Here is a 13,411-nt window from a genome sequence, read left to right on the forward strand (position 1 = left end):
CAATGAAAAACGAATAAAAGAGAAGTTGAATTGGCTAAGTCCGGTAAAGTATCGCTTAAAGAATACAGTAGCATAAAAAATTCCGAGAAACCTATTCAGGCTTCTCGGAAATAAAAGTCTAACTTTTTGGGGTCACTACAATCGTTTCACGCTAAAGCACTCCTCCGAGGACATCTTTTTTATTATGTTTGCATCATCTCAATTTACGACACCACACTGAAAAACCTGAACACCAAAAGGCATAGGGCCTTACTATTTACATTATGTGTATCATAGCGATTAACGGATTCCATCAAAACCTTTTCCGCTGACTTAGAGCCTCGAAGGTATAGCTGCTTCCTATGTAGAGCTCCTACAAAACCTTTAAGTAATCAAATGGAGAGGAGAAGATGGAAAAAAGTTTTCCTCTCGCACTGCGATCGTTTCACCCTAAGGCACTGCTCCGAGGAAATCTTTTTTCCGGTGGGGATGTATCGTTTCAAATCAGATTGCTTATCTATTATTATTTGCTAATAGTTTTGTCATTTTTCAGTTAATAAACAATAAGCTTTAATTCAATCTAATTTTCCCTCCTCCCCTTTTCAAAACAGGGCGTGGTGCGCGTATTATAATAACTCGCCTTCAGTCGCCGTGGTATTTCCCGGTAGTGTTTTAGGGTAATCCGAATTTGACTTACTCGCACATAATGTAATAAAAATGCCACATACCTTCTGAAGGATCCCTTTTGCTACCTGTAGCCAGGGTCCAAGGAAGGTATGTGGCATTTACTTATATATGTTAAGGCTTCGGATTACCCTAAAACCTATTCTAAAATACAATGGCGTAAAGGCGAGTTATTATTCGCGCACCAGCACTTTTTGAATTTCCCCTATGTACATGGTATGGAAGTCTTTTTCCGGATAGTTTTCGGTAATTAATTTTTTATCAAGAAAACCTTCTTCAACAAGTGGTGCTTTATAGATTTTACGACAAACCAACACCAAATCGGCTTCTTTGAAGTAAGTGGTATTATCCACGAACTCAGGTGTTAAGCCCATTTTTGCCACTTTATCTTCATCGCGGCCGGAGTGCGTACCCAAATATGCCAATTGACGTTTATAGTCGTTACTAAAGAAGGACAAAGTAAATTCCTCTTCACGATCAACAAACTCTTTGGTATAGCGTTGCGGACGAATATACACCGTCGCCGTAGGCAAGCCCTTGTTGGTGCCCCAAATAGCGCCTAAATGCCCCCAGCTGGCAGTCATGGTGTTAAAACCGTCTTTTTCATTGCCGGCCGTAATCAACATCCAACCGTCAGAAATAAGTGTCATTGGATTTAACTGCAAATCTTTTACTTGAATTTCTTTCATGATATAACATCCTTTCTACTGTTTTTTTCAGAATAAGATACTATTATTAAAAACCAATCACCTTAACGGAGATTTGTTAATAAGCCCTCAGCTTCTGCTTGTGATTCCGTTTCAGAAGCCGGTTCTTTTTGTAAAACAATAGCTACCACTGTCAAAATTACGCTGAGACCTACCATCAAAGCAGCGGCCAACGGAGTGTAGGCAATGCCGGCGAAATCAATAACTACGCCGCCCAAAATAGCCCCCAACATGATTCCGCCGCTAAAGCCGGCAATGTTTAAAGAGGAAGCCAGATCAACAGCACTCGGTACAAAACGTTTTGCCAACAACATAATATTCGCCTGCAACATTGGCACACTCATAAACGCTAAAAGCCCCATACCCGCTACAGTAATAATCGCTGCCATTGCGGAATCCGCGGTGAAGTAGAATGCAAAGAGAATCAAACCTTGTATGATAAACGTATAAAGCAATGCTTTAATAGGATTTGAGTTACCGAAACGGCCGCCCAAATAATTCCCTATCGCTATCATTATGCCATACATGATGAGCACAACGCTAACGGCCGATGCACTGATTTTTGTAATATTTTGCAAAATCGGCGACAAATACGTAAAGGTAGCAAAAGTGCCGCCATAGCCTAACACGGTAATCACCAATGACAAGATAATCTGCGGAGTTGTAATTAATTTCCATTGATCGCCCCAACTAGGTTTGCTCGTAATATGACCTGCATTGTTAGGAATATAACGCAAGTTGAGCCATAAAGTAAGCGCTGCTACGGCCACAACACCCCAGAAGGATACGCGCCAGCTTAAAAATTCGCTTAGATACGTTCCGAGTGGCACTGCAAATGCCGTTGCAATCGTAAACCCGCTAAAAATAAAGGCAATCGCACCCGCACTTTTATTAGGAGCCACTAAACTTACGGCTACTGAGGAAGCAATGGCAAAAAACAAGCCATGAGCCGCAGCCGCCATGATTCGTCCAACCAACAACCAAGTAAACGATGTGGCCATCGCTGCGAAAACATGGCCGACTAAAAATAAAGCAACCGCAAATACTAAAAGACGTTTACGATTTGCTTGAGCCGTTAAGGACGTTAAAATTACGCCGCCCACGGCAACGCCAAAGGCATAGAGCGAAACGGTTGAGCCCGCTTCAGATAAACTTACACCAAATTCTTGTGTAAACATGGGTAAGAGTCCTACCGGAATGAATTCCGTAATGCCCGTACCAAAAAACATCATCGCCAGCGCTATAAGCGCCATTTTTGTTTTATCCATATAATTTCAAAAATCCTCCCCTCACTTTTTATACTCTAATTTTTCAGTAAACTCTTACTAATCATAAAAACCACTTTGAGATTTAACATCAATACAGTAGTCTCAAATTAATTTATTTTCATACAAATTCGTATTCAGAACTTGTAACAATTGCAATTATAGAGCATTGTATCATTACTGAAAAGACGGCACATTTTTGTACTATAGGAACAAAAATGTTACAATTTAGATATATTCAATATTTTGGAGGTAAAAAATTTTTTGCGAAATTTATATCATTTAGCTATTGAAGCTACCTTAGAAGCTATTACCGGCAAATGGAAAGTATCTATTCTTTGCCATTTAGGTAACGGAACCTTGCGCACCGGCGAATTAAAGCGTTTAATGCCAAATATATCTCAACGTGTGCTCACCCTCCAACTTCGTGAATTGGAAGATGCGGGCATTATCACCCGCACTGTATATAACGAAGTACCACCGCGCGTAGAATACAGCCTAAGCGAACGCGGTCAAAGCCTTCGCCGCATTTTAGGCGAAATGTCAGACTGGGGCAACGAATTAATAGAAGCACGTCGTGCCGCCGGTGAAACCGTAGAAGTCACCGCTCCCGAAGATGACGGATTACGCATATAAAATATTGAGCGTAGCCCGAAATCGCCTATAACTTAATAAAAGGTCGGCATACTTTATTTAAACTCACAGTCGATAAAAAGTTTAGACTGAATTCGAGTCTTCTAACTATATAAGTAATAGGTCCTATACCTTCCTTGTACCCTGGCTACACGTAGCAAAAGGGATACTGCAGAAGGTATAGGACCTATTTTATATGCGTTTCGTCTATCCTCAAAATAATCGAATTCAATCTAAATTTTTATTATACCTCTTAGATTCTACAATAAGTATGCCGACCTTTTCAGTTCAGTGCATCATAGCAATCACCGGGTTACGAATCAATATTTTAAAGCTTGTGGGAGGGGAGAGAAAAGATAATAAAGTAAAGGTTTATGCACTATGTCAGATGATTTCCTCCAAGAAAAAAGATGTGCTCGGAGTATTGCCTTGCTGCTTGTCAGCCCAGCGGTGCGAGAGCATATCTTTTTTCTCTTCTCCCCCCAGCAAACAAAATATTCTCTATGTAACTGATTAGCTAATGTTGTAGCAAAGCTGTTGGCTCTATGAAACAAAGCAAAAGGAAGGGTTCCCCGGAGTAGTGCTTTAGCGTGAAACGATCGCACTACGAGGGAAAGTCTTTTTTGCTTCACTCTTACTAAATGCTTCTACAACATGTTAGCGAAGAGTTGCACGAGAATATTTTATTGCTGACTCTTTTTCCAATCTTCCACCAATTGTTGTGTATATGATCCGCAGTCTTTATACACAACATCAATCTTATGGTTCAGTAGTTCCAAGCAGCTTTGAATTTCTTCTAATTTTTCAAGCAAGTTATCCCGTGTTTCTACGAGGATTTCGCGACGAGCCGGTTCAGTACCGGTGCCTTGCAAGGCGAGTTTTACATATTCTACAATACCTTCTAAAGGTACGCCTGCTTTTTTAAAGCAAAGGGCGAATTCAACCCATTTAATGGTTACTTCGTCGAAATCGCGGATGCCTGATGCCGTACGCGGCACGCTTGGAATTAAGCCGATTCGTTCATAATAACGAAGTGTATCGGTGGTAATATCAAACTTTTCAGCTACTTCTTTTATTGTCATTGTATCATCTCCTTTAATATTCTTTTATTCTTGTAACTTTGCATTTTAATCTCTTACCAAATGCATCATTTTTACAACTGCTTTACTGTACTCATTGTACCCCTTTGAGCTAACTTCAAGTCAAGTTATTTATTTTTAAAAAATCCATAATACACCAAAGCCCTTGAGGACAATATCCCCAAGGGCCTTTGTATTTAATAGGTAAGTTGTAAGTAATCAATATGAAATATTAATACCACCAGTACAAAGTAAAGGCGTATTCATTCTTAGCCGGGTTCGTCGACTTAAACGTGTTCCAAAGCTTGTGCCAAATCATCGATTAAGTCCTCCACGTTTTCAATGCCCACGGAGATACGAATCATGTCCGGAGTTACACCGGCAGCTTTTTGTTCTTCTTCATTAAGCTGTGCATGAGTTGTGCTGGATGGATGGATTACGAGGGATTTAGCATCACCTACGTTGGCCAAATTGGAGAAGATTTCAAGAGCATCTACGAATTTAATGCCTTCATCTTTGCCGCCTTTAATGCCGAAGGTGAAGATAGAGCCCACACCTTTTGGATAGTATTTATCAGCCAAGGCTTTGTATTTGCTGTCTTTCAATTCCGGATAGTTAACCCAAGCAACTTTTGGATGATTTACCAAGAAGTCGATAATTTTACGAGTGTTTTCAACATGACGTTCTACACGTAAGGATAAGGTTTCAACGCCTTGTAAAATGAGCCATGCAGCAAGTGGCGTTAAAGCGGCACCGGTGTCACGAAGCAACTGAGCACGTACTTTTACGGTGAATGGAATTGGAAGGTCCGCATATACGAGGCCGTTGTAATGAACATCGCCGGCAACGAAATCAAGGTAACGACCGCTGGCTTTGTAGTCGAATTTACCGCTTTCAACAATAACACCGGCAATGGTTGTACCGTGACCACCAATGAATTTAGTGGCGGAATGAACTACCACGTCGGCACCATGCTCAATCGGACGAATGAGGTATGGGGTACCGAAAGTATTGTCTACGATAAGGATGATGCCGTGTTTATGAGCAACATCCGCCACAGCTTGAATATCGATAAGGTTGATGTTCGGATTGCCGATGGTTTCCACATAAATCGCTTTAGTGCGGTCATCGATGGCTTTTTCAAAAGCGTCCAAATCATCAGGATCTACGAATTTAGTAGTAATGCCAAAACGTGGCAAGGTAGAGCTGAATAAGTTATACGTACCGCCGTACAAAGTGGAGGCTGCGATGATGTTGTCGCCTGTACCGGCTACGTTTTCAATAGCATAAGTAATGGCTGCGGAACCGGAACCTACGGATAATGCACCGGCACCGCCTTCTAAAGCGGCAATACGTTTTTCAAGAACGTCGTTGGTAGGTGTACCGAGGCGGGAGTAAATGGCACCCGGATCGCGAAGGGCAAAACGGTCAGCGGCCTGCTGTGCGTCTTTAAATACATAGCTTGTAGTTTGGTGAATCGGCACGGCACGGGCACCTGTTTCGTCGATAACTTGACCTTCATGTAATTGGATTGTTTCGAATTTGTACTGTTTGCTCATAATAAAATCTCTCCTTTTCTCTCCGTCGGTTTCTCACGCCGACAATCCCTTATTCTCTCTTTGTTTTATATATAACAGCCGCTTGGGCTGTCGATACCATTTTTATTTCGACCAATTAAGCTTGGTCCTTACACTACTTTAAACAGCTTGTGTATGATTTTGATTACGTTGTTCTTTCATTTTTTGAATCTGCTCAATTATGTACGGTGTTTCTTGATATACATAATAGTTAAGCCAGTTTGTAAAAATCAAAGTTCCCGTTGACCGCCAACGCACGATTGGTGCCTTCGTCGGGTCATCGTCGGGATAGTAGTTTTCAGGAACATCAATGTCGAGTCCCAAGTTTTTATCCCGTTCGTATTCCCGCTGTAAGGTGTCCCTATCATACTCGGAATGGCCAAACACGAAGATGTGCTTGTTGTCCAAACTGCGAACTATGGCGGCACCGGCTTTGTCAGAGGCTGCTAAAATCTCTAAATCCGGATTCGCTTTAATCTCATCAACCGGTACCGTCGTGTGCCTTGAATGGGGCATGTAGAAAATCTCGTCCATACCGCGTAACAACATAGGTCTTTTGTTAAGGACCTCGTTTTCAAAAACCCCGAATAACTTCGTCGGCAATAGTTCTTTGTCAATTCCGAAGTGATAATACAGTCCCGCTTGAGCACCCCAGCAGATGTAGAGTGTCGAATATACATGGTCCTCGCTCCAGTCCATAATGGCTGTGAGCTCTTGCCAGTAATTTACTTCTTCAAACGGCATCAGCTCAATGGGGGCGCCGGTAATAATCATACCGTCAAAGTAGCGCTCTTTGATTTCATCGAAGGTTCGATAGAAAGAACTCAAATGATGTTCTGATGTATGGGCCGCCTTATGGCTTGCCATATGCAGCAAGGTAATGTCCAGTTGCAACGGCGTGTTACTTAATGCTCTTAGAATCTGCGTTTCCGTCACTTCTTTAGTGGGCATCAAGTTAACGATTAGAATTTGTAGTGGCCGAATATCTTGTGTTTCGGCTCTTACCGTGTCCATGACGAAGATGTTTTCTTCTGCCAATTTTTTAATGGCCGGTAAATCTTTCACTACCGTTATGGGCATTCCGCATCACTCCTCCCTAAGTTCGTCTCTCTGCTTTCTCAATCTTACGTGTAAAGCACTATGCTTTATTTCTCATGCGTAAAGCATCTGCTTTACTATATTTACGTTCCAATGTTCTCTCTTTTGAAAATCCCTTACCTCTTTTTCCTCAAAACTCAATTTCTCTTTTTCTCAATGTGGTAAAACTCATTTTTAAAGCTCTTAGGCTTATTCACTGCCCCGACCGATCACAGTCTCTCACCTCTGCTCACGGCTACAGTGGATAACGCTTCAGCATCTCGATTGCAAACTCTTAACAAACAGGTAACCATTATTTGAGCCGTTATTTTTACCGCTCGTGGTATAAAAAAACATCCTCCATTCACTCTTGTGAACAAGGACGTCTATAACGTGTTACCACCTTGATTTAGTAGAGCCTCACGACTCCACCCTCAGCCGGTACGTCTTACAATTGTAAGATTATACCGTGGCATTATAACGGTTGCATCCGCCGGGACTAAAGCTTGCGCATTCCACCCCGGATACTCCAAGACCATTTTCTTCGCATTCTTTTGCATCCCCTTCCACCTTACGGGACTCTCTGTGCCAACGCCCTGCGTTTACTTATCTCTTCATCGTCGATTCTGTATGTTTCTGTTTGTCGATGACTTGCTGTCGTTATCGATGTGATAACTATACCAATCATTCAAAAAGCTGTCAACAAGAGTTTTACGTCATTCTTTTCACAGTGGACACTTTGTGGCCGGTTTTGCGTCATATTTCAAAGTGTATACTTAGTGCAATTTAAGGCAAAACTCAGCAGTATGACTGAATCAAAAATATATCGGTTTAGAATCACAACCGGCTGTTGCTATAGCCCGAAACTATAGCAAACCAAAATTAACAACTATAAATCAGTACACTCCTATAGTACTTTTCGGAGTATCTTTTCATCTTATTTTTCCTCCCCGGACCGCCAATTTTCTTTTTTGACCCTCTATTTTAATTCATAATTAAGCAATACAAACTTTATACTACAGCAAAAAAGGGACTGCCGAAGCAGTCCCTAAATTGTATTTGTTTTCAATTGCTTACGCATTATGCTTTACTTTGTAAAATTTACACCGCAGTTTTACATTACGCATTACAGTTAAGTTTACGGTATAGTTTACACTTTGTGCTTAACATCGATACGCAATAAGGAGCGTTGCAAAGCAAGCTCAACGCGATGGAAGTCTATGTCTGCATTTCTTGATTTCAAACGTTCTTCCGCACGTGCTTTAGCGCGTTTTGCACGGTCTTCATCGATTTCTTCCTGCGTTTCGCAATTCGGCGTTACGATAGAAATTACATTATTTTTAATTTCCATAAAACCACCGAAATTAGCCATAAACTTACGCGTACCGTCCGGTAAATCGATGCGCAACGGTGCAATTTCAAGAGCTGCCACTAAATCGGCATGGCGCGGTAAAATACCGAGTTCACCTAATTCAGTGCGCACTACCACAAATTTAACCTCACCCGAAAAGGCCTTTTTATCAGGGGTAATTACATCGAGATGCATGGTCTTGCCTTCACTCATGAACTATTCCCCCTTCTCCATCAATTCCTTTCCTTTAGCAATGGCTTCATCAATGGTGCCTACCATGTAGAATGCATTTTCCGGTAAATCATCATGTTTACCTTCCAAAATTTCTTTGAAGCCCCGTAAAGTTTCTTTAAGCGGTACATATTTACCCGGTGAACCGGTAAATACTTCGGCTACGAAGAATGGCTGGCTGAGGAAACGTTGAATTTTACGGGCACGAGCAACGGTCAATTTATCTTCTTCCGATAATTCTTCCATACCGAGGATTGCGATAATATCTTGTAAATCTTTATATTTCTGCAATACTTCCTGTACGCCGCGGGCAATTTTGTAATGTTCTTCGCCCAATACTAACGGATCCAAGATACGGCTGGTAGAATCGAGCGGATCCACAGCCGGATAAATCCCGATTTCAGCGATAGAACGGGACAATACGGTGGTCGCATCCAAATGCGCGAATGTGGCAGCCGGAGCCGGGTCAGTCAAGTCATCGGCAGGTACGTATACGGCCTGTACGGACGTGATGGAACCTTCTTTAGTGGAGGTAATACGTTCCTGAAGCGCCCCTACGTCATTGGCCAAAGTAGGCTGATAACCTACGGCCGACGGCATACGACCGAGCAAGGCGGATACTTCCGAGCCGGCCTGAATGAAACGGAAAATGTTATCGATGAATAAGAGCACGTCCTGTTTCTGTACGTCACGGAAATATTCAGCCATGGTAAGGCCTGTTAAGCCTACACGCATACGTGCTCCCGGTGGTTCGTTCATCTGGCCGTACACCAAAGCTGTTTTGGAAATAACGCCGGATTCCTTCATTTCGTTCCAAAGGTCATTACCTTCACGAGTACGTTCCCCTACGCCGGAGAATACGGAATAACCGCCGTGTTCTGTTGCGATATTATGTATTAATTCCATGATTAATACGGTTTTACCTACACCGGCACCGCCGAATAAACCGATTTTACCACCTTTTACATACGGCGCAATAAGGTCAACGACCTTAATGCCTGTTTCCAAAATAGTGGTTTCCGGAGCTAAATCATCAAATTTAGGGGCCGGACGATGAATCGGCCACATTTCAGACGCCTTTACCGGCGTATCATCATGGTCAACCGTTTCACCAAGTACGTTAAAGATACGGCCAAGCACGCCATCACCAACCGGCACGGAGATAGGGGCACCTGTGTCCACCGCTTCCATACCGCGAGTCAGGCCATCCGTAGAACTCATGGCAACGGCACGCACGGTGTCATCACCTAAGTGTTGCATTACTTCAACCACAATCACTTCGTCTTTGCCGGATTCGCTTGTTTTTTTAATATGAATTGCGTTGTAAATAGCCGGAAGCTCTCCCGCCGTAAAGAGAACGTCGACTACCGGTCCGATAACCTGTACAACTTTACCGATATTATTACTCATTTAAGAGGTCTCTCCTCCTTTGTAGTTATACCTATTGCAAGGCATTAGCACCACCGACAATTTCAGAAATTTCATTGGTAATGCCGGCTTGTCGTAATTTATTGTATTCCAAATTAAGTGAGCTGATTAAATCCCCTGCATTATCTGTTGCAGAAGTCATAGCCGTCATGCGAGCGCCAAGCTCACTGGCGGAAGCTTGCAATAAAGCGTTATACACAGTAATTTCCAAATATTTAGGCAACAATTGGTCATAAATAGTTTTCTCTGAAGGTTCATAAATATATAGCTCATTAAGCTCCCCTTCGTGATGCGGCTCGGTGACAACAGGTAATAATTTTACGCTGGTCACGTTCTGCGTCAAGGAGTTTACAAAATGAGTATAAATTAAGATAACTTCGTCAACTTCGCCTTCTAAAAACAACTTAGATGCTTCATCTACAATTTGTTTAGCATGGCTGTATTCCGGTTTGTCGGAAAAACCTACATGAGAATTCGTCACCGGATACTGATGATACTTCAAGTAATCAGTCGGCTTGCGACCAACCGTAATCGTCTCATACGTATCAGGTGCTTTTTCACGAGTTTCCTGTGCAAAATATTTAATCAAATTACTGGTATAAGCACCAGCTAAGCCTTTGTCGGCGCCAATCAGAATATATAAGGTTCGCGAAACCTCGCGTACCGCGGTTAACGGATAGGACGCCAACACCTCAGGTTCTAATGTAGCAGATACATTTGTGAGGATTTGACCTAACTTTTCTGCATATGGTTCCGTAGATTTTGCTTTGGCCTGTGCACGGCGCAATCGAGCAGACGCTACCATTTTCATGGCCTTCGTAATCTGCTGCGTATTCGTAACACTTTTAATGCGCTTACGTAAATCCTGTGCACTGCTCATCGCCTACGCCTCCTCAGAAGTAATCAAGTGATGGGAAGTACCAAAGGATTCAATGCATTCATTAATCGCTTTTATCAAAAGTTCTTCCGTATCTTTGTCTAAGATTCTGGATGTTTGAATATTCGTTAAAATTTCACTGTAGTTGCTGTGAACATAACGCAATAATTCATTCTGGAATGCAGGAACATCGGCTACTTCAATAGAGGCAAAGTAACCGTTAATGCCGGCATATAGACAAACTACCTGTTCTTCAACTTTAAGAGGTGAGTACTGAGGCTGTTTTAACATTTCTGTCAAACGTTCGCCGCGATCAAGCTGTGCTTTGGTCGATTTATCAAGGTCGGAACCGAACTGCGCAAAGGCTGCCAATTCACGATACTGCGCCAAGTCAAGGCGCAATTTACCGGCAACTTGTTTCATCGCTTTAATCTGGGCGCTACCGCCTACACGGGATACGGACAAACCTACGTCAACAGCCGGACGAATCCCGGAGTAGAACATATCGGTGCCAAGGAAAATCTGACCGTCCGTAATGGAAATTACGTTCGTTGGGATGTAAGCCGAAACGTCGCCGGCCTGGGTTTCAATAATCGGCAAGGCCGTAATGGAACCGCCACCCAATTCATCAGATAATTTAGCAGCTCGTTCTAACAAACGAGAGTGTAAATAGAATACGTCCCCTGGATATGCTTCACGTCCCGGTGGACGACGAAGTAACAAACTCATGGCACGATAGGCTGCCGCCTGTTTGGATAAATCATCATATACACAAAGTACATGTTTACCTTGGTACATGAAATGTTCCCCCATAGCAACGCCCGCATACGGAGCGATATATTGCATAGGAGCGCCTTCGGAAGCACCGGCCGATACTACGATAGTGTAATCCATAGCGCCGGCTTCCTGTAATTTCTGTACTACACGAGCTACGGTAGATTCTTTCTGACCGATAGCCACATAAATACAGATTACATCCTGACCTTTTTGATTCAAAATTGTATCGATGGCAATCGCCGATTTACCGGTACCGCGGTCACCGATAATAAGTTCACGTTGGCCACGACCGATAGGTACCATGGCGTCGATTGCTTTCAAACCGGTTTGCAACGGTTCAAATACGGATTTACGATCCGCAATGCCCGGTGCTGGGTATTCAATTGGTCGATGATCTTCTGCCGTAATGGAGCCCTTGCCGTCAATCGGCTGGCCCAAGGCATTAACTACACGACCGATAAGTTGTTCACCTACAGGAACCTGCATGATACGACCTGTACGGCGTACCTGGTCCCCTTCTTTAATAAGGAAATCATTACCTAACAATACAGCCCCTACGTTATCTAATTCGAGGTTCTGTACCATCCCATAAACACCATGAGGTAATTCTAACAATTCACCTGCCATGGCCTTTTCAAGACCGTAAATATGCGCAATACCGTCACCTACTTCGAGTACGGTACCCACATCATCAACGTTAAGTTCCACATCATAGTCCTGAATCTGCTGTTTAATTATGGCAGTAATTTCTTCAGGCTTCATTTTCATACTTAACCATTCACCCCAATCTCTGTTGTATCGGACTTAAGCAAATATTTCTTTAAATCCTCCATACGACGCATCAAACTTGCATCGATACGCGTATCACCAATTTGGATAATAAAGCCGCCCAGAATGGTTGGGTCCACTTTGATTGTAAAAATATATTGCTTACCCGTAATCGCTTTTAATTTATCGGCCAACTGCGTATAAATCTCGTCCGGCATTGCTTCACTCACTGTAACAGTGGCGGAGAAAATGCCACGTGCTTCCCGTGCTTTGTTAATAAACTCAGCAATGGCAAACTGAATATACCGTATGCGTCCGCGTTTGACCATAACAAATAAGGTGTTAAGTGCCATCGTATTAATGGCTCCACCGAATATTTTGGCCAAAACATTGCATTTTGCCTCTGCATCGAGGGCCGGGTACAACAATAAGGTGCCTAATTCAGGCTGCGTATCCATAACTTCTTTTACGTAGGAAAGATCCGTTTCCATTTGTTCCAGAATTTGCTGTTCCTGCGCCAATTCAAAGATAGCGGTACTGTATTTATCTGTTACAATGTCTACGCTCATACCAATCACCCTAATGCTTTACTGTCAAGCTTTTCAATGGCTTCTTTAACAAGGTCCACATTGGCTTGACTATCCATATTCTTAGCAACAATTTTGCCGGCAATGGCCATAGAAAGTGAAATCATATCTTCACGCATTTTTTCCATAGCTTTTGCTTGTTCACGGGCAATTTCGTTACGAGCTTCTTCTTTTTCACGTACTAGCTGTTCTTTTAATTCCTTAATTTGAGCCTGCGTATTCCGTTCAGCCAATTGGGCTGCCTTTTCAACAATCGCTTGAGCTTCTTTACGAGCATTGGCTAATTGTGCTTCATACTCTTTTTTGGTAGCTTTCGCAGAATCCAAAGTAGCCTGTGCATTCGCCAAATCGCCTTCAATCTTCTTGCGACGGGCTTCCATCACACCGACTA

General features: G+C 42.7%; 12 protein-coding genes and 1 other annotated feature. Of the genes, 1 reads left to right on the forward strand and 11 read right to left on the reverse strand.

Annotation, left to right across the window (positions count from 1 at the left end; translation table 11 throughout):
- Window positions 1-836 precede the first annotated feature (836 nt).
- Together E7204_RS05270 and E7204_RS05275 are read right to left on the reverse strand one after the other, a co-directional pair.
- A complete protein-coding gene (locus E7204_RS05270) occupies window positions 837-1,352 on the reverse strand; it encodes a flavin reductase (protein WP_295182446.1) in 516 nt (171 codons plus the stop codon).
- Between the two features lie 62 nt (window positions 1,353-1,414).
- Complete coding sequence (locus E7204_RS05275) at window positions 1,415-2,638, reverse strand: MFS transporter (RefSeq protein ID WP_295182449.1); 1,224 nt, start codon at window positions 2,636-2,638, stop codon at window positions 1,415-1,417.
- A 261-nt stretch (window positions 2,639-2,899) separates the two neighbouring features.
- Between E7204_RS05275 and E7204_RS05280 the strand changes: the two genes are divergently transcribed.
- Complete coding sequence (locus E7204_RS05280) at window positions 2,900-3,271, forward strand: winged helix-turn-helix transcriptional regulator (RefSeq protein ID WP_295182452.1); 372 nt, start codon at window positions 2,900-2,902, stop codon at window positions 3,269-3,271.
- A gap of 680 nt (window positions 3,272-3,951) precedes the next feature.
- Here E7204_RS05280 and E7204_RS05285 read toward each other — a convergent pair.
- From E7204_RS05285 to E7204_RS05325, 9 genes are all read right to left on the reverse strand, one after another.
- Window positions 3,952-4,350: a MerR family transcriptional regulator gene (locus E7204_RS05285; protein ID WP_295182455.1), complete on the reverse strand. Its 399-nt coding sequence runs from the start codon at window positions 4,348-4,350 to the stop codon at window positions 3,952-3,954.
- 284 nt (window positions 4,351-4,634) lie between these two features.
- Window positions 4,635-5,906: an O-acetylhomoserine aminocarboxypropyltransferase/cysteine synthase family protein gene (locus tag E7204_RS05290; protein WP_295182457.1), complete on the reverse strand. Its 1,272-nt coding sequence runs from the start codon at window positions 5,904-5,906 to the stop codon at window positions 4,635-4,637.
- 138 nt (window positions 5,907-6,044) lie between these two features.
- Window positions 6,045-7,004, reverse strand: a complete 960-nt coding sequence (gene metA, locus E7204_RS05295; RefSeq protein ID WP_295182460.1) for a homoserine O-succinyltransferase — start codon at window positions 7,002-7,004, stop codon at window positions 6,045-6,047.
- Window positions 7,005-7,376: 372 nt separating this feature from the next.
- Window positions 7,377-7,628: a binding site (T-box leader), on the reverse strand.
- 523 nt (window positions 7,629-8,151) lie between these two features.
- A complete protein-coding gene (gene atpC, locus E7204_RS05300; RefSeq protein WP_295182463.1) occupies window positions 8,152-8,565 on the reverse strand; it encodes an ATP synthase F1 subunit epsilon in 414 nt (137 codons plus the stop codon).
- Between the two features lie 3 nt (window positions 8,566-8,568).
- Window positions 8,569-9,993 carry a F0F1 ATP synthase subunit beta gene (gene atpD / locus E7204_RS05305; protein ID WP_295182466.1) on the reverse strand — a complete coding sequence of 475 codons (1,425 nt, stop codon included), beginning with the start codon at window positions 9,991-9,993 and terminating at the stop codon, window positions 8,569-8,571.
- A 31-nt stretch (window positions 9,994-10,024) separates the two neighbouring features.
- Entirely contained in the window at window positions 10,025-10,891 is an 867-nt protein-coding gene (gene atpG, locus E7204_RS05310; RefSeq protein WP_021841617.1) for an ATP synthase F1 subunit gamma, read from the reverse strand.
- A gap of 3 nt (window positions 10,892-10,894) precedes the next feature.
- Window positions 10,895-12,433, reverse strand: coding sequence for a F0F1 ATP synthase subunit alpha (gene atpA / locus E7204_RS05315; RefSeq protein ID WP_021841618.1), 1,539 nt, complete (start codon window positions 12,431-12,433; stop codon window positions 10,895-10,897).
- Window positions 12,434-12,435: 2 nt separating this feature from the next.
- On the reverse strand, window positions 12,436-13,002 hold the full coding sequence (gene atpH / locus E7204_RS05320) for an ATP synthase F1 subunit delta (protein ID WP_295182470.1): 567 nt from the start codon (window positions 13,000-13,002) through the stop codon (window positions 12,436-12,438).
- Between the two features lie 5 nt (window positions 13,003-13,007).
- A partial coding sequence (locus E7204_RS05325; RefSeq protein WP_295182472.1) for an ATP synthase F0 subunit B occupies window positions 13,008-13,411 on the reverse strand: 404 nt, incomplete at its 5' end.

Origin of the sequence: Veillonella sp., from assembly GCF_015058545.1 — a bacterium.
Taxonomy (GTDB): domain Bacteria; phylum Bacillota; class Negativicutes; order Veillonellales; family Veillonellaceae; genus Veillonella_A.

Bases quoted from the DNA above. Each gene is read 5' to 3' on its own strand.
- E7204_RS05270 (WP_295182446.1), bottom strand. From the start codon at position 1,352: ATGAAAGAAATTCAAGTAAAAGATTTGCAGTTAAATCCAATGACACTT.
- atpA (WP_021841618.1), bottom strand. From the start codon at position 12,433: ATGAAAATGAAGCCTGAAGAAATTACTGCCATAATTAAACAGCAGATT.
- E7204_RS05275 (WP_295182449.1), bottom strand. From the start codon at position 2,638: ATGGATAAAACAAAAATGGCGCTTATAGCGCTGGCGATGATGTTTTTT.
- atpD (WP_295182466.1), bottom strand. From the start codon at position 9,993: ATGAGTAATAATATCGGTAAAGTTGTACAGGTTATCGGACCGGTAGTC.
- metA (WP_295182460.1), bottom strand. From the start codon at position 7,004: ATGCCCATAACGGTAGTGAAAGATTTACCGGCCATTAAAAAATTGGCA.
- atpG (WP_021841617.1), bottom strand. From the start codon at position 10,891: ATGAGCAGTGCACAGGATTTACGTAAGCGCATTAAAAGTGTTACGAAT.
- E7204_RS05290 (WP_295182457.1), bottom strand. From the start codon at position 5,906: ATGAGCAAACAGTACAAATTCGAAACAATCCAATTACATGAAGGTCAA.
- E7204_RS05285 (WP_295182455.1), bottom strand. From the start codon at position 4,350: ATGACAATAAAAGAAGTAGCTGAAAAGTTTGATATTACCACCGATACA.
- atpH (WP_295182470.1), bottom strand. From the start codon at position 13,002: ATGAGCGTAGACATTGTAACAGATAAATACAGTACCGCTATCTTTGAA.
- atpC (WP_295182463.1), bottom strand. From the start codon at position 8,565: ATGAGTGAAGGCAAGACCATGCATCTCGATGTAATTACCCCTGATAAA.